This window comes from Streptomyces sp. NPDC127595 (genome assembly GCF_042671685.1).
GTDB lineage: Bacteria > Actinomycetota > Actinomycetes > Streptomycetales > Streptomycetaceae > Streptomyces.
On sequence record NZ_JBHXWK010000004.1, the window covers coordinates 550,576 to 570,179 of the forward strand.

Consider the following 19,604-nt stretch of genomic DNA (forward strand, 5'->3'; position numbering starts at 1 on the left):
CCCTTTCGGGGGGCCGGGCCTTCGGCGTTTGCCGATCGGGCCGATCGGGCCGGTCAGGTGGTCAGGGGTTCGAAGTCCCAGTGGGGGCGGTGACGGTTGCGGGCGGCGCGGGTGCCGGGATGGTTGACGCCCCGGGTCGCCACCAGATCGCGTAGGGCGGCGTCCTCCGTCTTGTCGGCCCCTGGCCGGTCGCCCGAGGCCCGTAGATCGGCGGCGAGGGCGATGAGGGCGGACAGGCTCAGGGGGTGTCTGGGGCCGAGGACTTCGCGGGTCTTGGGAGCTGTGTCCCGGCTGATCGCGAGCGCCGCTTCATGGTCTCCGGTGAACGCGGCTGCGGACGAGGCGTTGAGGGCGCAGCCGAGTGTCCAGGGGTGTCTGGGCCCCACGGCCCGCGCCATGTCGTCGAAGGCCTGGTCCGCAAGAGCGCGGAACTCGTCCTGTTCGCCGACGGCACGCAGGATCAGGGCCTGGTTGGCGTGGGCTCCGGCGGTGTAGGGATGTGCGGGGCCCAGCATCCGCTCATAGTGGGCGGCCACGAACCCGCCGAGCCGCCGCGCCTCTTCGAGGTCGCCACGCTCCCGTGCGAAACAGCTTTGCGCGGCGGCGAACATCAGGCTCAGCGGATCGTCCTCGCCGACTGCCCTCTCGGCGCGCATCAGGATCGAGGTGAGCAGGGACTCGGCCTGCGTGAGGTCCCCGGCCTGGTAGTGACACAACGCCAGGTTGTGCTCCGCACGCAGGGTCTGCGGGTGGTCCGGACCCAGCTCAGCCTGATGGAGGGCCGCGCTGTGCAACTGGACCGAGACGGCCTCCCCCGTGCGGCCGAGCAGGCGCAGATCCGTCGCGTAGTGGATTTCGGAGAACAGAGTCCATGGGTGGCGAGGGCTCAGGACCCTGCGGCGGGCTGCCAAGGTGCTTCGGTCGGTGTCCCCTGCGCGCCGATAGTCACCGAGCAGGCGCAGCGACACCGCCAGGTTGTTCCGTGCCGTGAGGACGTCCGGGTGGTTCTCGTCACCCGCGAGTTCCTCGTACGCGTCACAGACCTCCTGCGACAGGCCGTACGCCTCCTCGTAGCGGCCCAGTGCCCGCAGGTCCGCGGCGAGGCTGCCGGCGGCGCGCAGGTACTCGCCGTCGCGATGGCCGCCGACCGCCCCGTGCCGCTCGGCGGCGGCACGGCTGACGGCCTCGCTGTGCCGGTAGTCGCCGACCGCGCGCAGCAGGTTGGCGTAGTGGTGGCCGAGGTCCCACAGCAGCGGGTGGTCGGGGTCCAGGAGTGACTGCCAGGCGGAGACGGCCAGTTCGGCGAGGTGGAGGCCGGTGCCGTACTCACCGGAGAGGTAGAGATAGCGCAAACAGTCGACGACCAGTTTCTGCACGGCCTGGTCGGTGTCGTGCATCGCGTCCGCGTACTCGAGGTGCGGGACGATCTCTGCGTACGCGGGCCACGCCTCCGGGTCGCCGGGCCTGCCGGGCACCGCGTCGACGAGCGCGCGGCGTACCGCGGCCGCGAACTCCTGGGCGTCGTCCCAGGGAATGTCCTGGCGGACGACCTGGTGAACCATGCGGTGCATGTAGAGGGCCGCCCCTTGTGACTCCAGACGGATCACCGAGTACTGGGACAAACGCTCCAGTGTCCTGTCCCACAACACCGGGTCGTGCATCAACCCGACCAGGGATTCGGGGCGTTCGACCGCCGGTATGCCCTTGAGGAGGCGTACGGGGATGGAGCCCGGGGAGAAGAACGCGCAGAGGCGCAGCAGGTCGAGGGATTCGGGGGCGGTGTCCCGCAACCTGGTCAGCAGGATCGCCCAGGCCGTCTCAAAGGCGAGCGGAAAGTCCGCGGAGACCGAGATGACGTCCTGGTCGGCGCCGTCCGCCAGCAGGGCGATGTATTCCTGGACGGACATGTCCGAGTCGCGCAGCCAGCCGGCGGTCTGATCCAGCAGAAGCGGCAAGTCCTCCAGAGCTTCAGCGAGTTGGTCGGCCTCGGCCTCGGTGAGGCGGGGGGCCCGGCGGCGGATGAAGGCGACGGATTCGCGGCGGTCGTAGAACGGGACTTCCAGCAGGGCGGCGCCGCGTTGTGCCCACTCGGAGTTGCGGGTCGTCAGCAGTACGTCGCCCGGGCCGGTGGGCAGCATGTCCCAGAGCAGGTCCGGCTCGTCCGCGCCGTCCGCGACGAGCAGCCAGCGGCCGAACGGTTCGCCTCGGTCGAGCGCCTGACGCACGGCACGGATGCGTTCGCCGTACTCGACGCCGGTGGAAAGCCTCAACCTCGGTGCCAGACCGGCTAGTTGTTGCCGGTAGGTGACCCGCTGCTCGGCGTTGATCCACCAAACCACGTCGTACTCGGAGCTGAACCGGTACACGTACTCCATGGCCAGTTGTGTCTTGCCGATACCCGACATGCCGTGCAGGGCGACCGCGGCGAAGTCCGTGTCCTGGAACAGGCGGCGCACCTCGGCGAGTTGTGTTTCCCGGCCGGTGAAGCGGACGTTGCGGCGTGGCACCCCGCCCCACACCTCGGGCTGTTCAAGGGGGAACCGTGGGCGGAAACGGCCGGAGTCGTCCGGCAGTGGCTCAGTCGGGAGGCCGACCCGGGCCAGCAGCCGCCGCCGGGCCTCGCCCGCGTCCACGTCACGCAGGTCGGCCGGTGCGAGGACCACGGCCGCGGACGGAACGGGCGTCGAGGTGATGCTGACGGCCGCGAAGCGGTCGGCGTTCGGGGCGACGACCTCGCGCAGGGCGGTGTTCCATTCGGCGTGGCTGCGCGGGCCCAGTTGGAAGTACCACTCGCTGAGGACCAGCAGTACCTGACCCGGAGCCAGCAGAAGCTCGTGCAGCGCGTTCGCCACAGGCTGGCCCTCGGGCAGGTCCCAGCGCTGCTGTGTGACGCTCAGGCCGCGCCGCTCCAGCAGGTCCGCGATCCATCCGGACCAGGCCCGGTTGAAGCCGGCGTAGCTGATGGTGACGGTCCGGCCGTCGTGCCGCTCGGGGACGGGCTCCGGCCGGGTGGTGACGACGGGGCGCGGTGCGCGCGGCGTCGGCCTGGGTGCGGTGGGCCGGGACGCCCGCGCCCGTACGACCTCCGCCAGTTGTGACGCCGGAGCCCGGCCCGGCCCCCGTTCCCGTATCACCGACCGGAGTTCGGCCTTGCGGACCGGCACCCCCCACTGGTTGCTGACCGTCAGCCACAGTGAGGCGGGCCCGGGGATGGAGCCTGTCGAGACCTGGAAGTCGGCCGGTCCGTAGGTGCCGCCGAACCGGTGCAGGACGACGCTGGGTTCGTCGAGTGCCGTGCAGACGAAGTGCGGGGAGCCGTCGAGGGCGATGGTGAAGGTGAACTCCTCGTCGGGGAAGGGCCATTCGGCATCGACAACGGCATCGGCGCCTGTCGCCTGGAGCGGCCCGTGCAGGTCGACGGTGACGAGGTAGTCGCAGTCCGTCTCGGCCTCGTGCGGCCAGGCGACGACGGGTTCGATGAGGAGGGGCTGCTGGTCTTCCGGAGTGGTCACCGCGCTTTCCCTTCCCGGGCCGTGAGTCGCAGCGTGGTCTGGGGGTGGCCGTAGTAGTGGAACATGAAGGCGTAGAGCAGCCGCAGGATCCGTTTCTGGCCCGTCTCGTCCACCTTGCCGTCGTCGTCGCGGATCGGCGGGATGGCGGACGGGGAGCCGAACCCCTCGGCGGCGCGGGCCCGGTAGGCCAGCAGGGTCCGGGTGACGGGGAGATGCGGGTGGCGGGCGACCTCTTCGACGAGGCCGCGTACCAGGGCTCGGGCTTCCTTGTCACCGACCTGGCCGGCCGTGACGATGCAGCCTCCGGCCCCTTTGCGCAGGAAGAGTTCGGCGAAGCCGCGCAGCGCGTGTTCTCCCTGGGCGCTGTTGAGCACCGCTCGCCCGGAGTGGCAGGCGTTCAGGCACACCAGGGAGCGGTCGACGCCCAGGGCCCCCATGGCCTGGCCCTCCAGTTCCGCCCAGGTGCGGTTGCCGAGGGTGAGGCGCGGGACGCTGTCGCCGTAGGTGCCGTGGCAGCCCATGTAGACGAGTCCGGTGGGTTCGCCGGGTGTGTCGAGGGTCTGGAGGAAGGGGGTCATCCTGACGTGCAGTTGGTGCGCGTAGGGCCTGAACACCCGTCCGTCGTCGGCCATTTCGTGGTGGAGGTAGCCGAGGACGCGGCCACGGCAGTCGGTGCGTTCGCGCGGCAGGTCGTGGCGGGTGTCGTGCACGGTCGTCCAGCGGGACAGCACGACCTGCGCCCCCAGCCAGGCTTCCGGCACACCGCGACCGGGGTCGGCGGGCAACAGGAAGAGTTCCCAGGGGAGTTCGTATCCCGTGTCGTCCCAGATGAGGAGGCGAAGCGCGGCGCCGTGCCGGGCGCGGATCCGGTTGAACCACTGGCCCAGTTCCGGCTGGTTCTGCGACCAGAGGTGGATGCCGCGCAGGATGTCCGCGGGGAACTCGCCGTCACCTCGTACGTTGCCGAGGCCGACTCCGGGGGCGCTCAGGCGCGGGGATTCGGCCGCGCTGCGGACGCTGAGTTCGCCGCACCAGCCGCTCACCCGGTAGGCGTCGCGCCCGTCGCTGTCGTGGGCGCGGACGACGTACAGCACGGCGTCGCCGTCCTGGAGGCGCTGGTACGGGTGGGAGACGCCCCCTCCGACGCCGGCCGCGGCCCGGTGCGGCTGCCGGAGACCGCGTACGGAGGCGGGGGCGCGGCGGGCCGCCTCCTTCAGGCCCGGGAGCGACGCCCGCCGCCCCATGGAACCGGTCCCGGACAGCCACCGCGGGCCGCGCTGCTCGTCAGTTCCCATCGCGGACCCGCCCCTCCACGACCGTGGCGCCGAGCTTCTCCGCCAGCGCGAACGGCAGGTCCCCGTAAGGACTTCGGGCAGCGTCGACGACCGCCACCCGCAGTCTGCTGCGGTCCATGGCGGAGATGGGGGCGGCGGCCGTGAGGCCGTCCTCGACGCCCGCGGCGGCGACGGGCCCGTGCAGCCGGCCGGTGTGGCTGGCCCGCAGCGGAACATTGCCGCGGCCGTCGGTCACCACCACCAGCCAGGCTTCCGCGAGGGCACTGCCCTGTCGGCGGAACGCCGCGCGCAGTACCTGCGCGGCCTGTTCGATCCCGTGGGCGAGGGGCGTGGCCCGCCCCTTCGCCCGGTACAGGGCGGCGAGGACACGCGGGTCGAGTACACCGCGCGCCGCGAACGACTCGGCGCGCAGTTCGTCGGCCGCGTCGGCGCCGCCGACCTCGATGACATGGGCGGCGGCCCGCGCGGTGTAGGCCCACTGGAGGAACGGGGTGAGCGCGTCCTGCCAGTCCCAGTCACCGCGGCAGGTGTGGTCGAGGAGAAGGGTCAGCAGCCGCTCGGGGGCGGGCGCGCGCAGGCGGCTGTGCAGGTCGACGGGCGCGACCGTGAACCGCGTGTTGCCCCGGATCCGCTGGTGCACGGCTGCTTCCCGCACGGTGCGTACGAGCGCCAGGTCCCGGAGATCGCGGGCACGCCGGGTGCCCACGACGGGGCCGCGCGTCGAAGCCGGACCCGAGCGGCGCTGCCAGGGATTGCGCAGCGGCATGAACTCACGCAGGGGCGCCGCCTCGTCCTCCGGGTAGGGCATGCCCAGCGTGGCAGCCGGCGTGGGGCCGACGCCTTCGGGCGCCCCGGGAGCCAGCAGCGGCTGCTCCTCGCCCGGGGTGCGCCGCTGCTCGCGCCGCCCACCGCGATGGCCGCCAACGGCACGAGGTGGCAGCGGAGGGAGCAGCGGCGCCGGGGCTTCGCCGTCCGCGCCGTCCTCGACCGGCGCCGAGTCCGTGAAGGGGAGCCCGATGAGCCGCGCCGCCTCCTCGCAGTGCCGGGCGGTGACCTCCGGCTGCCCGCCGAGGGTCGCGAGCGCCCGTGCGAGCCGGGCGAGCGCCAGGCTTCTGCGCGGTCCCGCTCCCGGCCCGAGGATCTCCGGTACGCGGTCGACGGCCTCGTCCGTGGCGGCAGCGAGGACGGTGGGGCGCGCCGGCTCGGGGGTCCACTCATCGGGTACGGCGCGCAGTCCTGGCACGGAGAGCCGTACCGCGAACCGGTCCAGCAGGTGCGGTGTGACCCGCCCCGCGTCCTCCGAACGGCACACCGCGAGCCACCGCGCCTGCGGCCTGATCGCCAGGCGCAGCCCCGGCTGTTCGACGCTGACGACCTCGGAGCCGATGAGCTGCACCGCCGCCCGCATACCGGCGACGCTGAGAGTCGTCAGGTCCGGCACCACGGCCAGCGGCGGCGGCCCCGAGTCGTCGAGCAGCGGGCCTGGGTCGATGGTGAACGCGACGCCGTCCAGGTGCCGTTCGAGCCGCGAACGGCTCCAGAGATCCTCCTCGCGGGTGGCCGCACCGAGCGGGATCCGAGGGACGGGCATGCCGTCCGGACCGCTGAGGATCGCGGCGAAAAGGCAGGAGACCGGTTCGACCAGACGGGGTTCCAGGTCGAAGAGGAGCACGCCGCCGAGGCCCGGATCGAGAGCGGCACAGCGGAACGCAAGTTCCAGCCGCCGCGCGTCGTCGGACGGTTCGGGTGACGGGGTCTCGGGAGTCATTGGGCGGGCTCAGCCGGCCTCGAAGAGGTCCTTGATCAGGGCATGGTCGTCGGGCCGCCAGTCGAAGGTCCCGCCGTGCGTCGCCTCGGGCCTTCGATGGCGCAGGGCGAGCGGGACGGCCCTCAGCAGGTGCCGCGGCTCGACCTCGGCGACACCGTCCAGAGCGGCGAGGGCACGAGCCGCCTGAATGGCGACGATCTCGCCGCGCTGCCCGACGGCGTCGAGCCGCCCGGCCGCCTCGGCGCACAGCCCCAGCACACCGTCCGGCACCTCCACGTGCGGGAGCCGCTGCCGCGCGGCTTCGAGACGGTCCAGGACGGTGGTGTTGTCCCGTATGGCCTCTGCCAGCCATTCGGACGGTCCCTGGGTCCGCTCCGCCTCGAAGTCGAGGACGGTACGGAGCATTTGGCGCCGGGCTCCGGTGTCCAGGTCCGCGGCGCTGACCATGAGCCCGAACCGGTCGAGCAACTGGGGCCGCAGCCCGCCCTCTTCGGGGTTCATGGTGCCGACGAGCCCGAAGGCCAGCTGCTTGGCACTGGCCAGCCCTTCGCGCTGCACGGACAGCACTCCGGTCGAGACGACATCGAGGATGATGTTGACGACGTGGTCCTCCAGGAGGTTCACCTCGTCGACGTAGAGCAGTCCCTTCTCGTGCGCCTCCTCCAGCAGCCCGGGCTGCTCGCGGGTCTCGCCGCGCATCAGGGCATCGAGCCACCAGCCACCGACGACCCGGTCCTCGGTCGCGTTGATGGGCAGGGTGACGGGCAGCTCGCCCCGCGTCATCAGGGCGAAGGACCGGACGATCGTGGACTTGGCGGTGCCGCGCTGCCCGGCGATGAGAACACCGCCGATGCGCGGCTGCACATGGTTGAGCTCCAGTGCCAGCTTCAGGTCGTCCTGGCCGACGACTCGGCTGTACGGGAGGATCCACACCCCTGGTGGTGTGCCGCTCACGAGGCGGCTCCGGGCGCGCTCCCCGCCGCGTCCGGACCACCGGAGGTCTGCCATCGGAAGGTGATCTGGAGCTGCGCCTCCGCGCCGCTCTTGACCAGCGCCGCGACACCCGCGTCGACCTTGATGGAGAGCTGCAGCTCGATCTCGTCGGGGCGCAGCTCCTCGCCGAGTTCCCCGAACCTCCGTACGGCCTGCGCGGCGCACCGGCGTGCCAGGTCGAGACCGTCGGTGTAGGCATCGCGGGCGACCTCGACGACGCGCTGGGCGGGGTTGCCCCTGGTCTCCTCGTCGCCGTAGACGAGATCGAGACCGTCGAGGGCGGTCGGGCCGAGGCCCGGGTCGACTTCGACGGGGATCGGTCCGTCCGCGCCCTCGGGGACAGGCCCCACTAAGATCACCACGCGTTCCCCCCGGTTCAACTCTCTTGTGCTGTGCGGCTCTTGAGAGAGAACTGGGTCATTCCCCGGTGCGCGGAGGGTTATGCGCACCGGGGACGCACCGTCCCGCGTCAGGTCGTCTGGGGCTCGAAGTCCCAGAAGGGCCGGTTGCGGGACCGGGCCGAGATGGTGTGGACGTGCTGGGGACCCAAGGTCTGCTCCAGGTCCGTAAGTGCCTCTCCCTCGATCTTCTCGGCCTGGCGGCGTTCCCTCAGTCCGCGCAGATCCGCGGCGTGGGCGATACGGGCCGACAGGGTCAGCGGGTGAGTGCGGCCCAGCGCCTCGATGGCCCGGGTGGCCGTGTCCCTGCTGAGCGTCGCCGCCGACTCGGTGTCGCCGACGAGGTTGCGCAGCGCAGCGGCGTTCACGGCGCAGCCGAGGGTCCAGGGATGGCTCTCGCCGACGGCCTCGGTCATTTCGGCCAGCGCCTGCTCGGTCAGTACGTGCGCGTGGTCCCGCTCGCCCACGTTTCGCAAAATGAGTGCCTGGTTGGCGCGGGCTCCGGCGATGAAGGGGTGTCCCTCGGTGAGCATCACCTCGTACCGGGCGACGACCGACTCACTGAGCTCCCGCGCCTGGTCGATGTCACCGTGCTCCCGCGCGAAACAGCTCTGGCCGGCGGCGAAGATCAGGGCAAACGGGTGCGTCTCGCCCAGTACGCGCTCACCACGCTCCAGCACCCGGGCGAAGAGCTCTCCTGCCCTCGCCCGCTCACCGCTGCGGTAGTGGCACAAAGCGAGATTGTGCTCGGCGACCAAGGTCTGCGGACTGTCGGGACCCATCACGAGCCGGTGCTCGCGCACGTTCTTCCCCTGGACCGACTCGGCCTCGGTGTAGCGCCCCAGGAGGCGCAGGTCGGTCGCGTAGGAGAGCTCGGAGTACAGCGTCCACGTATGCCGAGCCCGCAACAGCAGCCGACGCGCTTCCAGCGTCCGCCGGTCCATGTCCAGGGCCGCTTCGTAGCGCCCCAGATGCCGCAACGAGACGGCCAGGTTGTTCTGTGCATTGAGGGTGCGAGAGTCCTGCTCACCGAGGAGGTCACGGTAGGCCGCGAAGATCCACTCGGAGACCTCCAAGGCCTCGTCGTAACGCGCGAGCCCCCTCAGGTCGGCGGCCAGCCCGCCGACTGCGCGCAGGTGCTCCAGGTCCTCCGCACCGCGCTCCTCCCGGAGATGCTCCACAGCGGCGCGGCTGATGGCCTCCGTCTTGACGTAGTCGCCCACCGCTCGCAGCAGGTTGGTGTAGTGGTACGTGAGCTCCCACACCCGGGGATGCGTCTCCCCGAGAAGGTCGCGCCAGGCGTCCATGGCCCGCTCGCCGAACTTGATGCCCGCCGCGTACTCGCCGGAGAAGTACATGTAGCGCAGGCAGTTGAAGACCAGACGCTGAACTGCCGGATCGGTGCTCTCCAGTACGTCCGCGTATTTCAGGTGCGGGACGATCTCGGCGTATCCGCTCCACAGGTCGGGGTCCGTCGGCCGCTTGGGATCGGCCGCCGCCAGGGCGCGCCGTACGACGTCGGTGAATTCCTTGCGGTCCTGGTCCGGCATGTCCTTGTGCACGATCTGGTGAACCATCCGGTGCAGATAGAGGGACTCGCCGGAAGACACGGCCTCGTCGAGGGTCACCTCGTGTGACTCCAGGCGGACCACCGAGTACTGGCGCAGTTGGTTGACCGCCCTGTTCCACAGGAGCGGGTCGTTCAGGAGGCCGGCGATCTGTTCGGGCAGGTCGTCGTGCGGCATGTCCTTCAGGAGGCGTACGGGGATGAAGCCGGGCGCGAAGAAGGTGCACAGGCGGAGCAGGTCGACGGACTCCGGGACGGTGTCCTTGAGCTTGTTCAGCAGTATCGACCAGGCGGTCTGGAAGGCAACGGGGAAGTCCGCGGAGACCTTCACGACGTCCTGGTCGATGCCACCATCCAGCAGAGCGATGTACTCCCGTACGGACAGGTCCGAGTCATTGAGCCAGCCGGCCGTCTGGTCGAGGAGGAGGGGCAGGTCTTCCAGGGCGTCGGCCAGCAGGTCGGCCTCGGGCTCGGTGAGGCGGGGCGCGCGGCGGCGGATGAAGGCCACCGACTCGTACCGCTCGTAGACCGGCACCTCCAGCAGCTTGCTGTTGTGCTCGGTCCACTCCGGGTTCCGGGAGGTGATGAGGACGTGGCCGGGACCGGTCGGCAGCAGGTCCCAGATCTGGTCGGGCTCGTCCGCGCCGTCCAGGATCAGCAGCCACCGTCCGTAGGGGTCGCCGCGGCGCAGCGAGTCCCTTACGGCACGCAGCCGTTCGCCGTACTCGGCGCCCGTGGTGAGCCCCAACTGCGGTGCCAGTTCCGCGAGTCGGCGGCGGTAGGTGACCCGCTTCTCGGCGTTGACCCACCACACCACGTCGTACTCGGAGCCGAAGCGGTACACGTACTCGGCCGCCAGCTGGGTCTTGCCCACGCCCGACATGCCGTGCAGGGTGACCACGCCTGCGCCCGGCTCGGCGTTCTGAAGGAGGTGGTAGGCGTCGTTGAGGAGCGGCTCACGGCCTGTGAAACGGGTGTTGCGGCGCGGGACGCCACCCCACACCTCGGGCATGGCCGCCGGGAACCGCGGGCCCTGGCGGGCGCTCTCCGCGGAGCCGGGGAGGGGATCGGCCGGTAGGTCCAGGCGGTCCAGGACACGGCGCTCGGCTTCTTCGGCGCCCATATTGTTCAGCTCGACCGCGCCGAGCACGGTGGCGGCGGACGGCAGCTGGCTCGTGGTGACCGAGACGGCCGCGAACCGCGTCGGGTCAGGCACGACGATCTCCCGCAGTGCCGTGTTCCACTCGTCATGGGTACGCGGGCCGAGCTGGAAATACCACTCACTGACGACGATCAGGATCCGGCCCTTGGCGAGCGTGAGGTCGCGCAGCAGATCCACGAGGGGTACCTCGGCCGGGGAGTCCCAGCGCTGGTACACGACGCGCTGGCCACGCCGCTCCAGACGGTCCCCGATCCAGGCAGCCCAGGCCCGGTTGAAACCGGCGAAGCTGATCGTGACGGTCTGCTTCTCGGCCTCCCTTTCGGTCGGCCCGACCGGCGTACGAGCTCCAGACATGCAGCGGCCTCCCCGCACGGCTACCCGCGCGTGATTGTAGAACGTCGGCGCGGCCCGGCGATAGGCACTGACGGACTTTCACTCGCACCGCGATCCCTCTCCAAGGGACGATCTTGGCGTAAAGATCGCCCGCCGTCCGGGACCTTGGACAAGAGATGGGTTCACAGGTGCGTGGATTGGTTCACTGAGACAATTGGGTGGGTTCATCGACCTTCATTCGGCGGGTGCATGACGTTGTGTCCACAGGGCACGCGCCGCCTTAACGTAAGCCTCCGCCCTGGCGGCCTGGCCACGGGGCGCGGGATGCTCGGCGAGCCGTTCGTACACCGCGACCATCTGATCGACGAACTGGCGTCCCTGTGCGGTGAGATCGTCCGATCCGACGAGTGTCGGCAGTACGGCCCCGACTTGTTCCTGGTAGCGAGCGTGCTGGGCCCACGCGGCGTCCCGGTGAGCCGGGTGCGCGATGGCGAGGGCGCGGCGCTGGAAGAAGTCCGCCAGCGCCAGGTGGGAGTAGGCTCCCTGGAGCAGACCGTCGTACGGGCGCGGGTCGGCGCGCCAAGGAGCGAAGTAGCGTGTCTGCGGGCCGGCACGATGAAGCGTCAGCATGTCGCAGAGCGCAGAAAGTTTCGCGTGAGCCAGTTCGTGCACCAGCGTGGCCGCGAAGGTCGTCGCCGTGGGCGGGGTGGTGCTGAGCACCGCGCCGAAGGCCTCACGCCGGGTGCCGCTGCAACTGCCGCCCGGGCGACCGCCGGGCTCCGATCCGGGCGGTGCGGACAGCGGGACCAGACACCGCAGCAGGGCCACCGCCTCCTCAAGGCGGTACTCGCCCCCGAGCGCGAGGGCCGACGCGGTGCCCGACCAAGTGTGCAGCCAGCGCTTGCGTTCGGCGTCGTCGAGGGTGACCGGGCCGCTCAGCGCGTGGTGACGGGGGCCGTCGCGCACCGTGCGGTACGGGTCGAGATCGTCCAGCGGTATGGGCGCGGTATCGGGGAGCAGGCTCGGCAGCGCGTACGCCGGGGCCCACGCGGCGGCGCCGGACCATGCGCCGATGCCGCTCTGGAGTTGTACGACGACGTCCGCCTCGCCGCCTTGGCGGAACGTCAGCCTGTGGTTGCGGTGAACGACCTCGACCGGTGCGTCCCCGGGGGCGTTCGTCCGCAGCGCCCCGAGTGACGGCAGGGTCAGTACCCCGTCGCGCGAGGTCAGCCGCACGGTGAAGGAGACCCCGGCCCGGGCGGCTGACACGGCGGCCAGCGCGCCGAAGTAGCCGAGATCCCGGCTCAGTTCACGTGCGTCCCGCTCGGTGCGCCGCCCGGCCACCGGGCCGAGCCCGCGCAGGCAGTGGCGTGCCCAGGGGCCGAGGAAGGGGTGCAGGAGGCGGGCGCGGAAGGGGGAGAGGGCGGGTTCAGGCGGTTCTTCCGGGGCCGCCGATCGTACGGGGGGCCTTGGCTGACTCCGGGTGTGCGGCCCTGATTGACCAACCTGGGGCCCCGCCTGACTCCCCGCCTGCGAGCCAATACTCGTACCGTTGAAAGCGGTTGACGGCCCGGCACCCCCGTACGACCTCCCCTCCGCCTCCTCCAGCAACGCCCAGTCCTCGCGCAGTCGCCCTCGCGCGCCCGGCGAGCACACCTCCGCGTCCGCCGCCTCCGCCGCGTCGAGTACCGCGCGGAGCAGCAGCAGGCGGCGCGTGTACTGATCGCGTACAAGGAACCGCAGAGTCTCGGGGCCGCCTTCGGTGCGGCCCAGTTCCAGCAGGGCCCGTTCGGGGACCGCAGGCAGGATCACGGAGCGCCTCCTTCGGAAGCGGCGGGGACGAAGACCGGTGCGGGGACGGGTGCGGGCACCGGTGCGGGGACAGACAGGGCCCCCGTGAGCCGCCCCGCCACATGACGGATGAAGCGTTGCAGGTCCGCGCAGTAGACCGAGGGGTTGGCGAAGCCATGTCCGGCGCGGTAGCGATGCGCGTAGTTGCCGCCGCCGCAGACGGAGAGCAGCGGACAGGCACGGCAGCCCGCGGCCAGCGAGGCGGCACCCGCCTGCCGGGCCACCACGCCCGGGTGGCGCAGCGCGGCGTCGAAGGTGTGCCGGAAAACGTCGAGGCCGGTCCGCGCGGCACCCTCGTACGCGGACTTGAGCGAGTCGACCTGCTCGATCGACCCGTCGGTCTCCACGACGACGGCGTCGAAGGGCGCGAGGCCCAGCGACTCGGTGGCGGCCGGCATGCCGAGCAGCAGCGCGACGCACTCCTCGAAGAGGCGCACGCGGGTCTCCCGGCGGCCGGCATCCCACCAGCGGTCGAAGACGGCGCACAGCCAGTCCCCGTAGACAGAACCCGAGGAATCCCAACTCGGCGGCGGCGCCGACCAGTTCCCGTGCGGCAGCAGCAGATCGAGGGCGGGTGGCCGCAGGCCGAGCAGTGATTCGTACAGCTCGACCGGGTCGGTACGGGGGTCCACGACCGTCAGGATTCCGGCGTACGTCCCCGGATGGCGGTCGGCGATCAGGCGCGTGCCGCGCGCGGCGGCGGGCCAGGAGGGGCGTCCGGCGTGGTCGGGGCGTCGTGTGTTGTGCTCGGGCAGGCCGCCGTCGAGGCTGATGCCGACACGGATGCCGTGCCGGGCGAGGACGTCGAGCCGCTCGTCGGTGAGGAGGGTGGCGTTGGTCTGGACGGTGGCGTGGACCGTGCAGGAGACGGGGACCTCGGCACGGACGAGATCGGCGAAGCGGCCGAGCGTGTCCGCACCCGCGAGCAGGGGCTCGCCGCCGTGCAGCACGAGCGACACCGCCGTCAGCCCATGAGCCCGCGCGTGCTCGCCGATCCGGGAGGCGGTGCGGGACAGGACGCCGGGCGGGGCCGCGGCGGGGCGGGTTCGCCAGGTGTGGTCGGGGCCCTCGTAGAGGTAGCAGTAGGTGCAGGCGAGGTTGCAGCGGCCGTGCACCTTGACGATGAACTGCCGGAAGGGGAACGACAGTTCCGGTTCCCGGGCAGAGGAAGTGACAGAGGCAGCGGAAGGGACAGGCGTCACGGAATCTTCCGAGGCCGTCGGCAACGGCGTCACCACCGACCCCGCCGGACCCACCCGCCCCACCGATCCCGCCGAAGGGGCGCACGCCGAACCCGAGGCCCCAGGAGTCACCTCTTCAGACACTCCGGCCACCCCCATGATGTACGGCCCGTGCTCCACGTACGGTCCGCGCTACGGCCCCCTGCCCGCACAGAGCCGCATTCCCTCGTGGAGACCGGACGCAAACTCCGCGCGATGGAACTTGTCCTGTTCGGCCACCGGCCGGACCGGAACTACCGCCCCGCGAAAGCGAATTGCCCGATTCACCATTCCGGTGACACCGCGCCTCCACGCACCCGGCGGCGCTTCAGAAGGCGTTGTTGAAGCCCCAGAGCATCTCACTCGGCTGTCCGGCCCGTTCCCTCAGCTCGGCCAGCACCTCGGCCAGCACCGGATGTTGCACGGTCCGCAGCGCCGCCAGATCCAGCTCCAGCAGATCCGGCAGGTCCTCCCCCGAACCCGGCGACTCACCCTGCACTCCCATGTCCTCCCCCTCTTCTGCCACTCCGCCACTCGTCACGGATTACTTGTCACGCGTCACTGATTACTTGCCACTCGTCACTGATCACTCGTCATTCGTCACCTGTCATTCGTCTTGCGTCTTTCGTCACTCGTCACTCGTCACTCCAGCTCAGCGAGTCGCTGTGCCGTCTGCTGGGCGGTCGGCTCACCCGTGGCCACCGCGCCGTCGGGCAGCCTGGACCACTCGGCCCGGGCCGACCGGTACGCCTCGCGTGCGGCACGCGGACGCGCCGCCGCCTCGTAGGACATACCCCGCCAGTGGTGCGCCTGCGCACCGGACTCCACGGCCTCCTGACGCCGACGGTCGGTCTCGGCCTCCTCCTCGGCGGCACGCGCCGACTCCGCCGCGCTGCGGAAGGCGTCGACGGCCTCGTCGAGGCGGGCGGCCCGGCCCAGGCTCCGGTACGCCTCGAAGTGGGCCTGCCCGAGCTCCAGCCAGCAGCGCGCGGCCATCAGCGGTTCGCCCGCCTCCACCGCCGCGAGGCCGAAGAGGTGCTCGGCCTCGCGAAGATCGACGCGATCGCCCCGGTCGCGGTGCCGCAACATCAGCGCCCTGCCGAGCAGCAGCAGGCGGTACGCCAACTCCCCACTGCCCGAAGGGGTTTCCGTACGGCAGTCCCGCAGTACACGGATGGCCCGAGACAGTGACTCCCGCGCTCCGGGGCCGTGGTCCAGAGCCGCGTGGCGCAGCAGTACGTCGCCCCACTCGGCGAGGACGTCCGCGTGGGCCGGCGCGTCCCGGGGTACGCCTCGGGCGGCCTCCTCGAACCGTTCGGCGGCCGCCCGCAGTTCGGCCGGGTCGCCCGACTCGGCGTACCGCGCCGCCCTGATCCGTCCGGCGCGCACCAACAGCAAGGCACGCAGGCCCTGTTCACGGGTCAGCCCGAGTGCCTCGTCGACGCGTGCCTGCGCGTCGTCCAGGGCGTCGCCGGATCTGAGGAGCGCGTCGATGAGGTCGAGGAGGGCGCGGACACGGGCGCGGGAGGGTTCGCCCTCGACGGGGGGCACGCGGTCGGGGCCGGGTTCGAGGGCGTCGTGCAGGGAGCGCGCGCCCTGTTCCGCGTACAGCCGGGCCTGCTCGTCGTCGGCGGTGTCGCTGGACAGGCGCAGCAGGAGGCGGCCGTGGGCCAGCAGGAGTACGGGCGGGCGTTCGCCCGGGTCGGGAAAGGCGTCCGCGAACGCCTCCAGCATGCCGACCGCGCCCTGCAGCAGCGCGCTGTCGCCGCCGAGCCGCCACTGCTCCTCCAGCGCGCGCACCCGCTCCAGGGTGAGCCCCAGCGCTTCCTCCGTCAGCAGTTCGGGCGCCGCGCAGGCCACCGCGTACTCACGGTCGGCGCGTTGCAGGAGGTCGAGCGCGCCGCGCCTGTCGCCGCGCCGCCTGCGGTCGATGGCGGCGGCGTGCAACACCCTTGCCAGTGCCGCCCGTTCGCGCAGTGCCCGGGGGTGTGCGACGGCCCGCTCGGCCGCCGTCTCCGCCTCCCGGAGCAACTCCGGGCCGCCCTGTACCTCCCACAACCGCAGCACGCAGGTGGCGTACTCGGCCCACAGCTCCGGGTCGGCCCCCGCGGGCCGTTCGTGTTCCGTGGCGCCGCGCAGGAGCTGTACGGCGTCGATGAGGTCCTGCACCATGCCGTCCGTGTCGAACTGTCCGACGAGGGAGCGGGCACGGATCACCGCGGTATGGGTCGGCCGGTCGTCGACGACGCCCGTCCGCCCCCGGCCGCTGTAGAGCGCGAAGTGTTCCGGCAGCGGCATGAAGCGCTCCAATACCCGTGCGGCGACCTCGGCGAAGGGCTGCGGTACGAGGGTGGCGCCGCCGTTGTCGCCGTTCTCGCCGGGGTATCCGCCACCGGGCGCGTACGGCCGGCCGGAACCGCCATCGCCGAGCTGCGCGAGCGCCAGGGCGGGGAAGTTCGGGCCGCCCTTGCCGAAGCGGTTCTCGATGTACTCGGAACAGTGCTTGAGCACGAGCATGGCCTCGTCCCGGCCCAGCGGGGACAGCAGGGCCTCCTGCACGCCGGGCGCGAACTCGTACCACTGGGCGCCGTCCGCGCCGTACTCCTCCTCCTTGGCACGCGAGAGCAGACCGCTGAGCAGCACCTCGGCCAGTTCGGAGGGCCCGGAGTCGGGCAGCATGGTCCGCTGGACGAGTTGCATCACGGGCAGGCTGAGCGGCGCCGCCGCCAGATAGCCGGCCAGCCGGCCCGCCGTCTGGGAGGCGGTCGAGCGGAATCGGCTGACCAGTTCGAGGCCCGACAGCGTGCGTCCGGGCCTGGCTGCCCGGGCGGGTGCGTGGTCCGCGCGCACCCAGCCGACCGCTCCGGCCACCGGGCCGGCCCCGGCTCCGGACAGCAGCCGCGCCCAGGCCCCGAGCGCGGCGGGTTCCGGCGGCAGCACGGGCACCGGAAGCGCACCGGCACGCGCCTCGGGCGGGGCACCCGCCGGCAGCCGTACCTTCAGGGTGGCCGCGCCGGCGAGCGCCTCGCCGCGCGTCAACTCACCGTAGGAGACGGACAGTCGGGTGCGGCTCCACATGCGCTGCGGCAGGGGCTGGAGTACGGCGGCGGGGCCCTGCCGGGACAGGTGATGGAGCAGCCGGTGGGCGTGGCCGCTGTGCCACAGCGGGCCCGCGCAGTCGCTTACCAGGAGGGTGATCCGGCGGCCCGTGGGGTCGCTCAGCCGGTCCGCGGAGTGCAGCGGAGCCGCGTGCGCCTCCGGACTGCGGCTGACGGCGGGCGCGCCGCCGGGGCCGGCGTGCAGATGACTCACCTGGATGTCCCAGAAAGCTCCCAACTGGCTGAAGACCTGCTCCAGTTCGGCGAACATCCGGTCCCAGACCCGCATGGACGACGAGGCGTCCATCACCAGTTGGAGAGCGGCGTCGGCCCGGGTCACCCCGCGGAACACCGGCAGGACGAGACCGCCGGCCCGCGCGCTCAGCTCCGCGGTCGCCGTCTCGTCGAGGGTCCTGCGCAGCGGCGGTGCGGCGGTCCGGTAGCCCTGCAACGGCCTTAACGCGCGCTGGAGTTCGAGTGGGGAAGGGAACGCGTGCGCGGCTGGGACCCCGACCGGCAGCGCCGTGGCCCGGCCGTGCCCCCGGGTCGGCGACACCCCTTCCCGCGGTACGGCGTACAGCGCGACGCGGCGGTCCGCTCTCCCGCTCTGCTCCGGTTCCTGCCCGGTCGCCGGTTCCGGCTCCGGCAGGTCGCCGGGCGGGACGGCGGAGGTGTCGCGGAGGCCCGCGCGGCCGCCGCCCCCTTCGCGACCTGTGGGCAGGTCGCCGGAAGGCACGACCGTCCCCTCCTCCCTGTCGCCGGCTTGCGCCGGACGGGCCCAGCGGGCCAGCCAGAGGGTGTCGCACAGCTGCTCGGCATCCGGGTCGAGCCCGATCTGCCGCAGGCGGGCGACGAGTTCGGCGATCGGATCACCGTCGGAGGGCACGCCTGCGCCACCACTCGGAGGCGTAGGAGGTGTGGGTGGCGCAGGAGGTGCGGGTGGTGTCGGAGCCGTGGGTGGTTTCGGACGCATGGGTGGCGCAGGAGGTGTGGGTGGTGTCGGAGCCGTGAGTGGCCTCGGACGCGTGGGTGGCGTCGGTGGTACGGGTCCGTGGCGTGCCGCTGCGTCTGGCATCAGCGCGTCACCTCGGGCGGTCGAGCCGCTGGATGAGCAGGTCCGCGAGACGGTCGCGGCTGGGCGGGGCGGCCGCGTCGGTGAGATAGATGGCGTTCAACAGCTGGTCGGCGGCGACGAGTTCACTGCGCGAGCGTTCCAGGAAATGGGTGATGAGGTCGTCTCCGGCGCGCGCGGCCTCGTCGCCGAGGTGGGCGCGTACGAAGGTGGCGAGACGCTGGTGGTCGGGCCGGCCGAGCTCCAGGTGGATGCAGCGGCGCATCAGCGGCGCCGGGAAGTCACGCTCGCCGTTGCTGGTGAGCACCACGAACGGGAAGGCACGGCAGCGCACCCGGCCGTCCCGCACCGACGCCTTGGTGCCGTCCGCGGTGAGCACCTGCGCCTCGCCGCCGGGCAGCCGGTCGGCGACCCGCTCCAGCTCGGGGATCGCGAACTCGCCTTCCTCCAGCACGTTGAGAAGATCATTGGGCAGGTCGATGTCGCTCTTGTCCAGCTCGTCGATGAGCAGCACGCGCGGGGTGTCGGACGGCAGCAGCGCGGTGCCGAGGGGACCGAGGCGGATGTAGCTGCCGATGCCCTCGACGGAGCCGGGGGCCCCGGGAGCCGCGGGATCGGCGCCCTGGGGCGCGGCGATCTGCACGTCCTGGAGCCGGGCGATCGCGTCGTAGTGGTAGAGGCCGTCCTGGAGAGTGGAGCGGCTGACGATCGGCCACCGGAGCACATTGCCCAGGCCCAGTTCGTACGCCACGGAATGCGCGAGTGTGCTCTTGCCCGCGCCGGGGCTGCCGGTGACGAGGAGGGGTCGGCGCAGATAGAGCGCCGCGTTGATCATCTCGAGTTCCTCGGCTCCCGGACGGTGCAGTTCGGCCAGGTGCCGGTGCGCGCCCAGCCTGCGGTCCTGGGAACCGTCGCCGTTCGTCAGCCGCTCGGCCGCGGCGGCGGCGTCACGGCTCGCGAAGTCGCGCCACGGAGGCGGGGCCGGGAGGCGGTCTATGCCCTCGTGAGGTTCACCGGCGCCCCGGTAGATGAGCCACTCGCTGGATTCGGTCATTGCCCAGTCCTCGTCGTCACTCGTCCACCACGGCAGCCGTCGAACGTGCATCACGGTATCGACCCTCGGGAGGCCTCGATAGTGCCAAGTGCCGAGTCATGGCGGGCCGGTTGGGCGCGTACGGGCCCAGCTCAGCCACCTGGTGGGGGCGGTCGGAGTCACCCTGTTCGGCCACCCGATCGGGACAGTCGCAGTCACCCTCTTCGACCACCCGATCGGGACAGTCGCAGTCACCCTCTTCGACCACCCGATCGGGGCTGTCGGAGTCACCCCGTTCAGCC

11 protein-coding genes are annotated in these 19,604 nt (G+C 71.8%); all 11 read right to left on the reverse strand.

The annotated features are described in order from the left end of the window. Positions 1-53 precede the first annotated feature (53 nt). The gene (fxsT, locus tag ACFVKT_RS16610; RefSeq protein WP_385732139.1) at positions 54-2,963 is read right to left on the reverse strand and encodes an FxSxx-COOH system tetratricopeptide repeat protein; all 2,910 of its coding nucleotides are present in this window, start codon (positions 2,961-2,963) and stop codon (positions 54-56) included. Positions 2,964-3,508: 545 nt separating this feature from the next. Then, positions 3,509-4,807 carry a CHAT domain-containing protein gene (locus ACFVKT_RS16615; RefSeq protein WP_385731954.1) on the reverse strand — a complete coding sequence of 433 codons (1,299 nt, stop codon included), beginning with the start codon at positions 4,805-4,807 and terminating at the stop codon, positions 3,509-3,511. Continuing rightward, a complete protein-coding gene (locus ACFVKT_RS16620; RefSeq protein ID WP_385731956.1) occupies positions 4,797-6,575 on the reverse strand; it encodes a magnesium chelatase in 1,779 nt (592 codons plus the stop codon). The genes ACFVKT_RS16615 and ACFVKT_RS16620 overlap by 11 nt, the downstream gene beginning before the upstream one ends. A gap of 9 nt (positions 6,576-6,584) precedes the next feature. Continuing rightward, complete coding sequence (locus ACFVKT_RS16625) at positions 6,585-7,529, reverse strand: AAA family ATPase (RefSeq protein ID WP_385731958.1); 945 nt, start codon at positions 7,527-7,529, stop codon at positions 6,585-6,587. Then, positions 7,526-7,930 carry a CU044_2847 family protein gene (locus ACFVKT_RS16630; protein ID WP_385731960.1) on the reverse strand — a complete coding sequence of 135 codons (405 nt, stop codon included), beginning with the start codon at positions 7,928-7,930 and terminating at the stop codon, positions 7,526-7,528. Before ACFVKT_RS16630 ends, ACFVKT_RS16625 begins: the two co-directional genes overlap by 4 nt. Before the next feature lie 107 nt (positions 7,931-8,037). Then, positions 8,038-11,049 (reverse strand): FxSxx-COOH system tetratricopeptide repeat protein, encoded by a 3,012-nt coding sequence (fxsT, locus tag ACFVKT_RS16635; protein WP_385731962.1) that lies wholly within the window; start codon positions 11,047-11,049, stop codon positions 8,038-8,040. A 213-nt stretch (positions 11,050-11,262) separates the two neighbouring features. Continuing rightward, the gene (locus ACFVKT_RS16640) at positions 11,263-12,837 is read right to left on the reverse strand and encodes an aKG-HExxH-type peptide beta-hydroxylase (RefSeq protein WP_385732141.1); all 1,575 of its coding nucleotides are present in this window, start codon (positions 12,835-12,837) and stop codon (positions 11,263-11,265) included. After that, the gene (locus ACFVKT_RS16645; protein WP_385732143.1) at positions 12,837-14,027 is read right to left on the reverse strand and encodes an FxsB family cyclophane-forming radical SAM/SPASM peptide maturase; all 1,191 of its coding nucleotides are present in this window, start codon (positions 14,025-14,027) and stop codon (positions 12,837-12,839) included. The genes ACFVKT_RS16640 and ACFVKT_RS16645 overlap by 1 nt, the downstream gene beginning before the upstream one ends. A gap of 400 nt (positions 14,028-14,427) precedes the next feature. After that, complete coding sequence (fxsA, locus tag ACFVKT_RS16650; RefSeq protein ID WP_385731965.1) at positions 14,428-14,604, reverse strand: FxSxx-COOH cyclophane-containing RiPP peptide; 177 nt, start codon at positions 14,602-14,604, stop codon at positions 14,428-14,430. Positions 14,605-14,741: 137 nt separating this feature from the next. Then, the gene (locus tag ACFVKT_RS16655) at positions 14,742-18,083 is read right to left on the reverse strand and encodes an SAV_2336 N-terminal domain-related protein (protein WP_385731967.1); all 3,342 of its coding nucleotides are present in this window, start codon (positions 18,081-18,083) and stop codon (positions 14,742-14,744) included. Between the two features lie 196 nt (positions 18,084-18,279). After that, complete coding sequence (locus tag ACFVKT_RS16660) at positions 18,280-19,323, reverse strand: AAA family ATPase (protein ID WP_385731969.1); 1,044 nt, start codon at positions 19,321-19,323, stop codon at positions 18,280-18,282. Positions 19,324-19,604 lie beyond the last annotated feature (281 nt).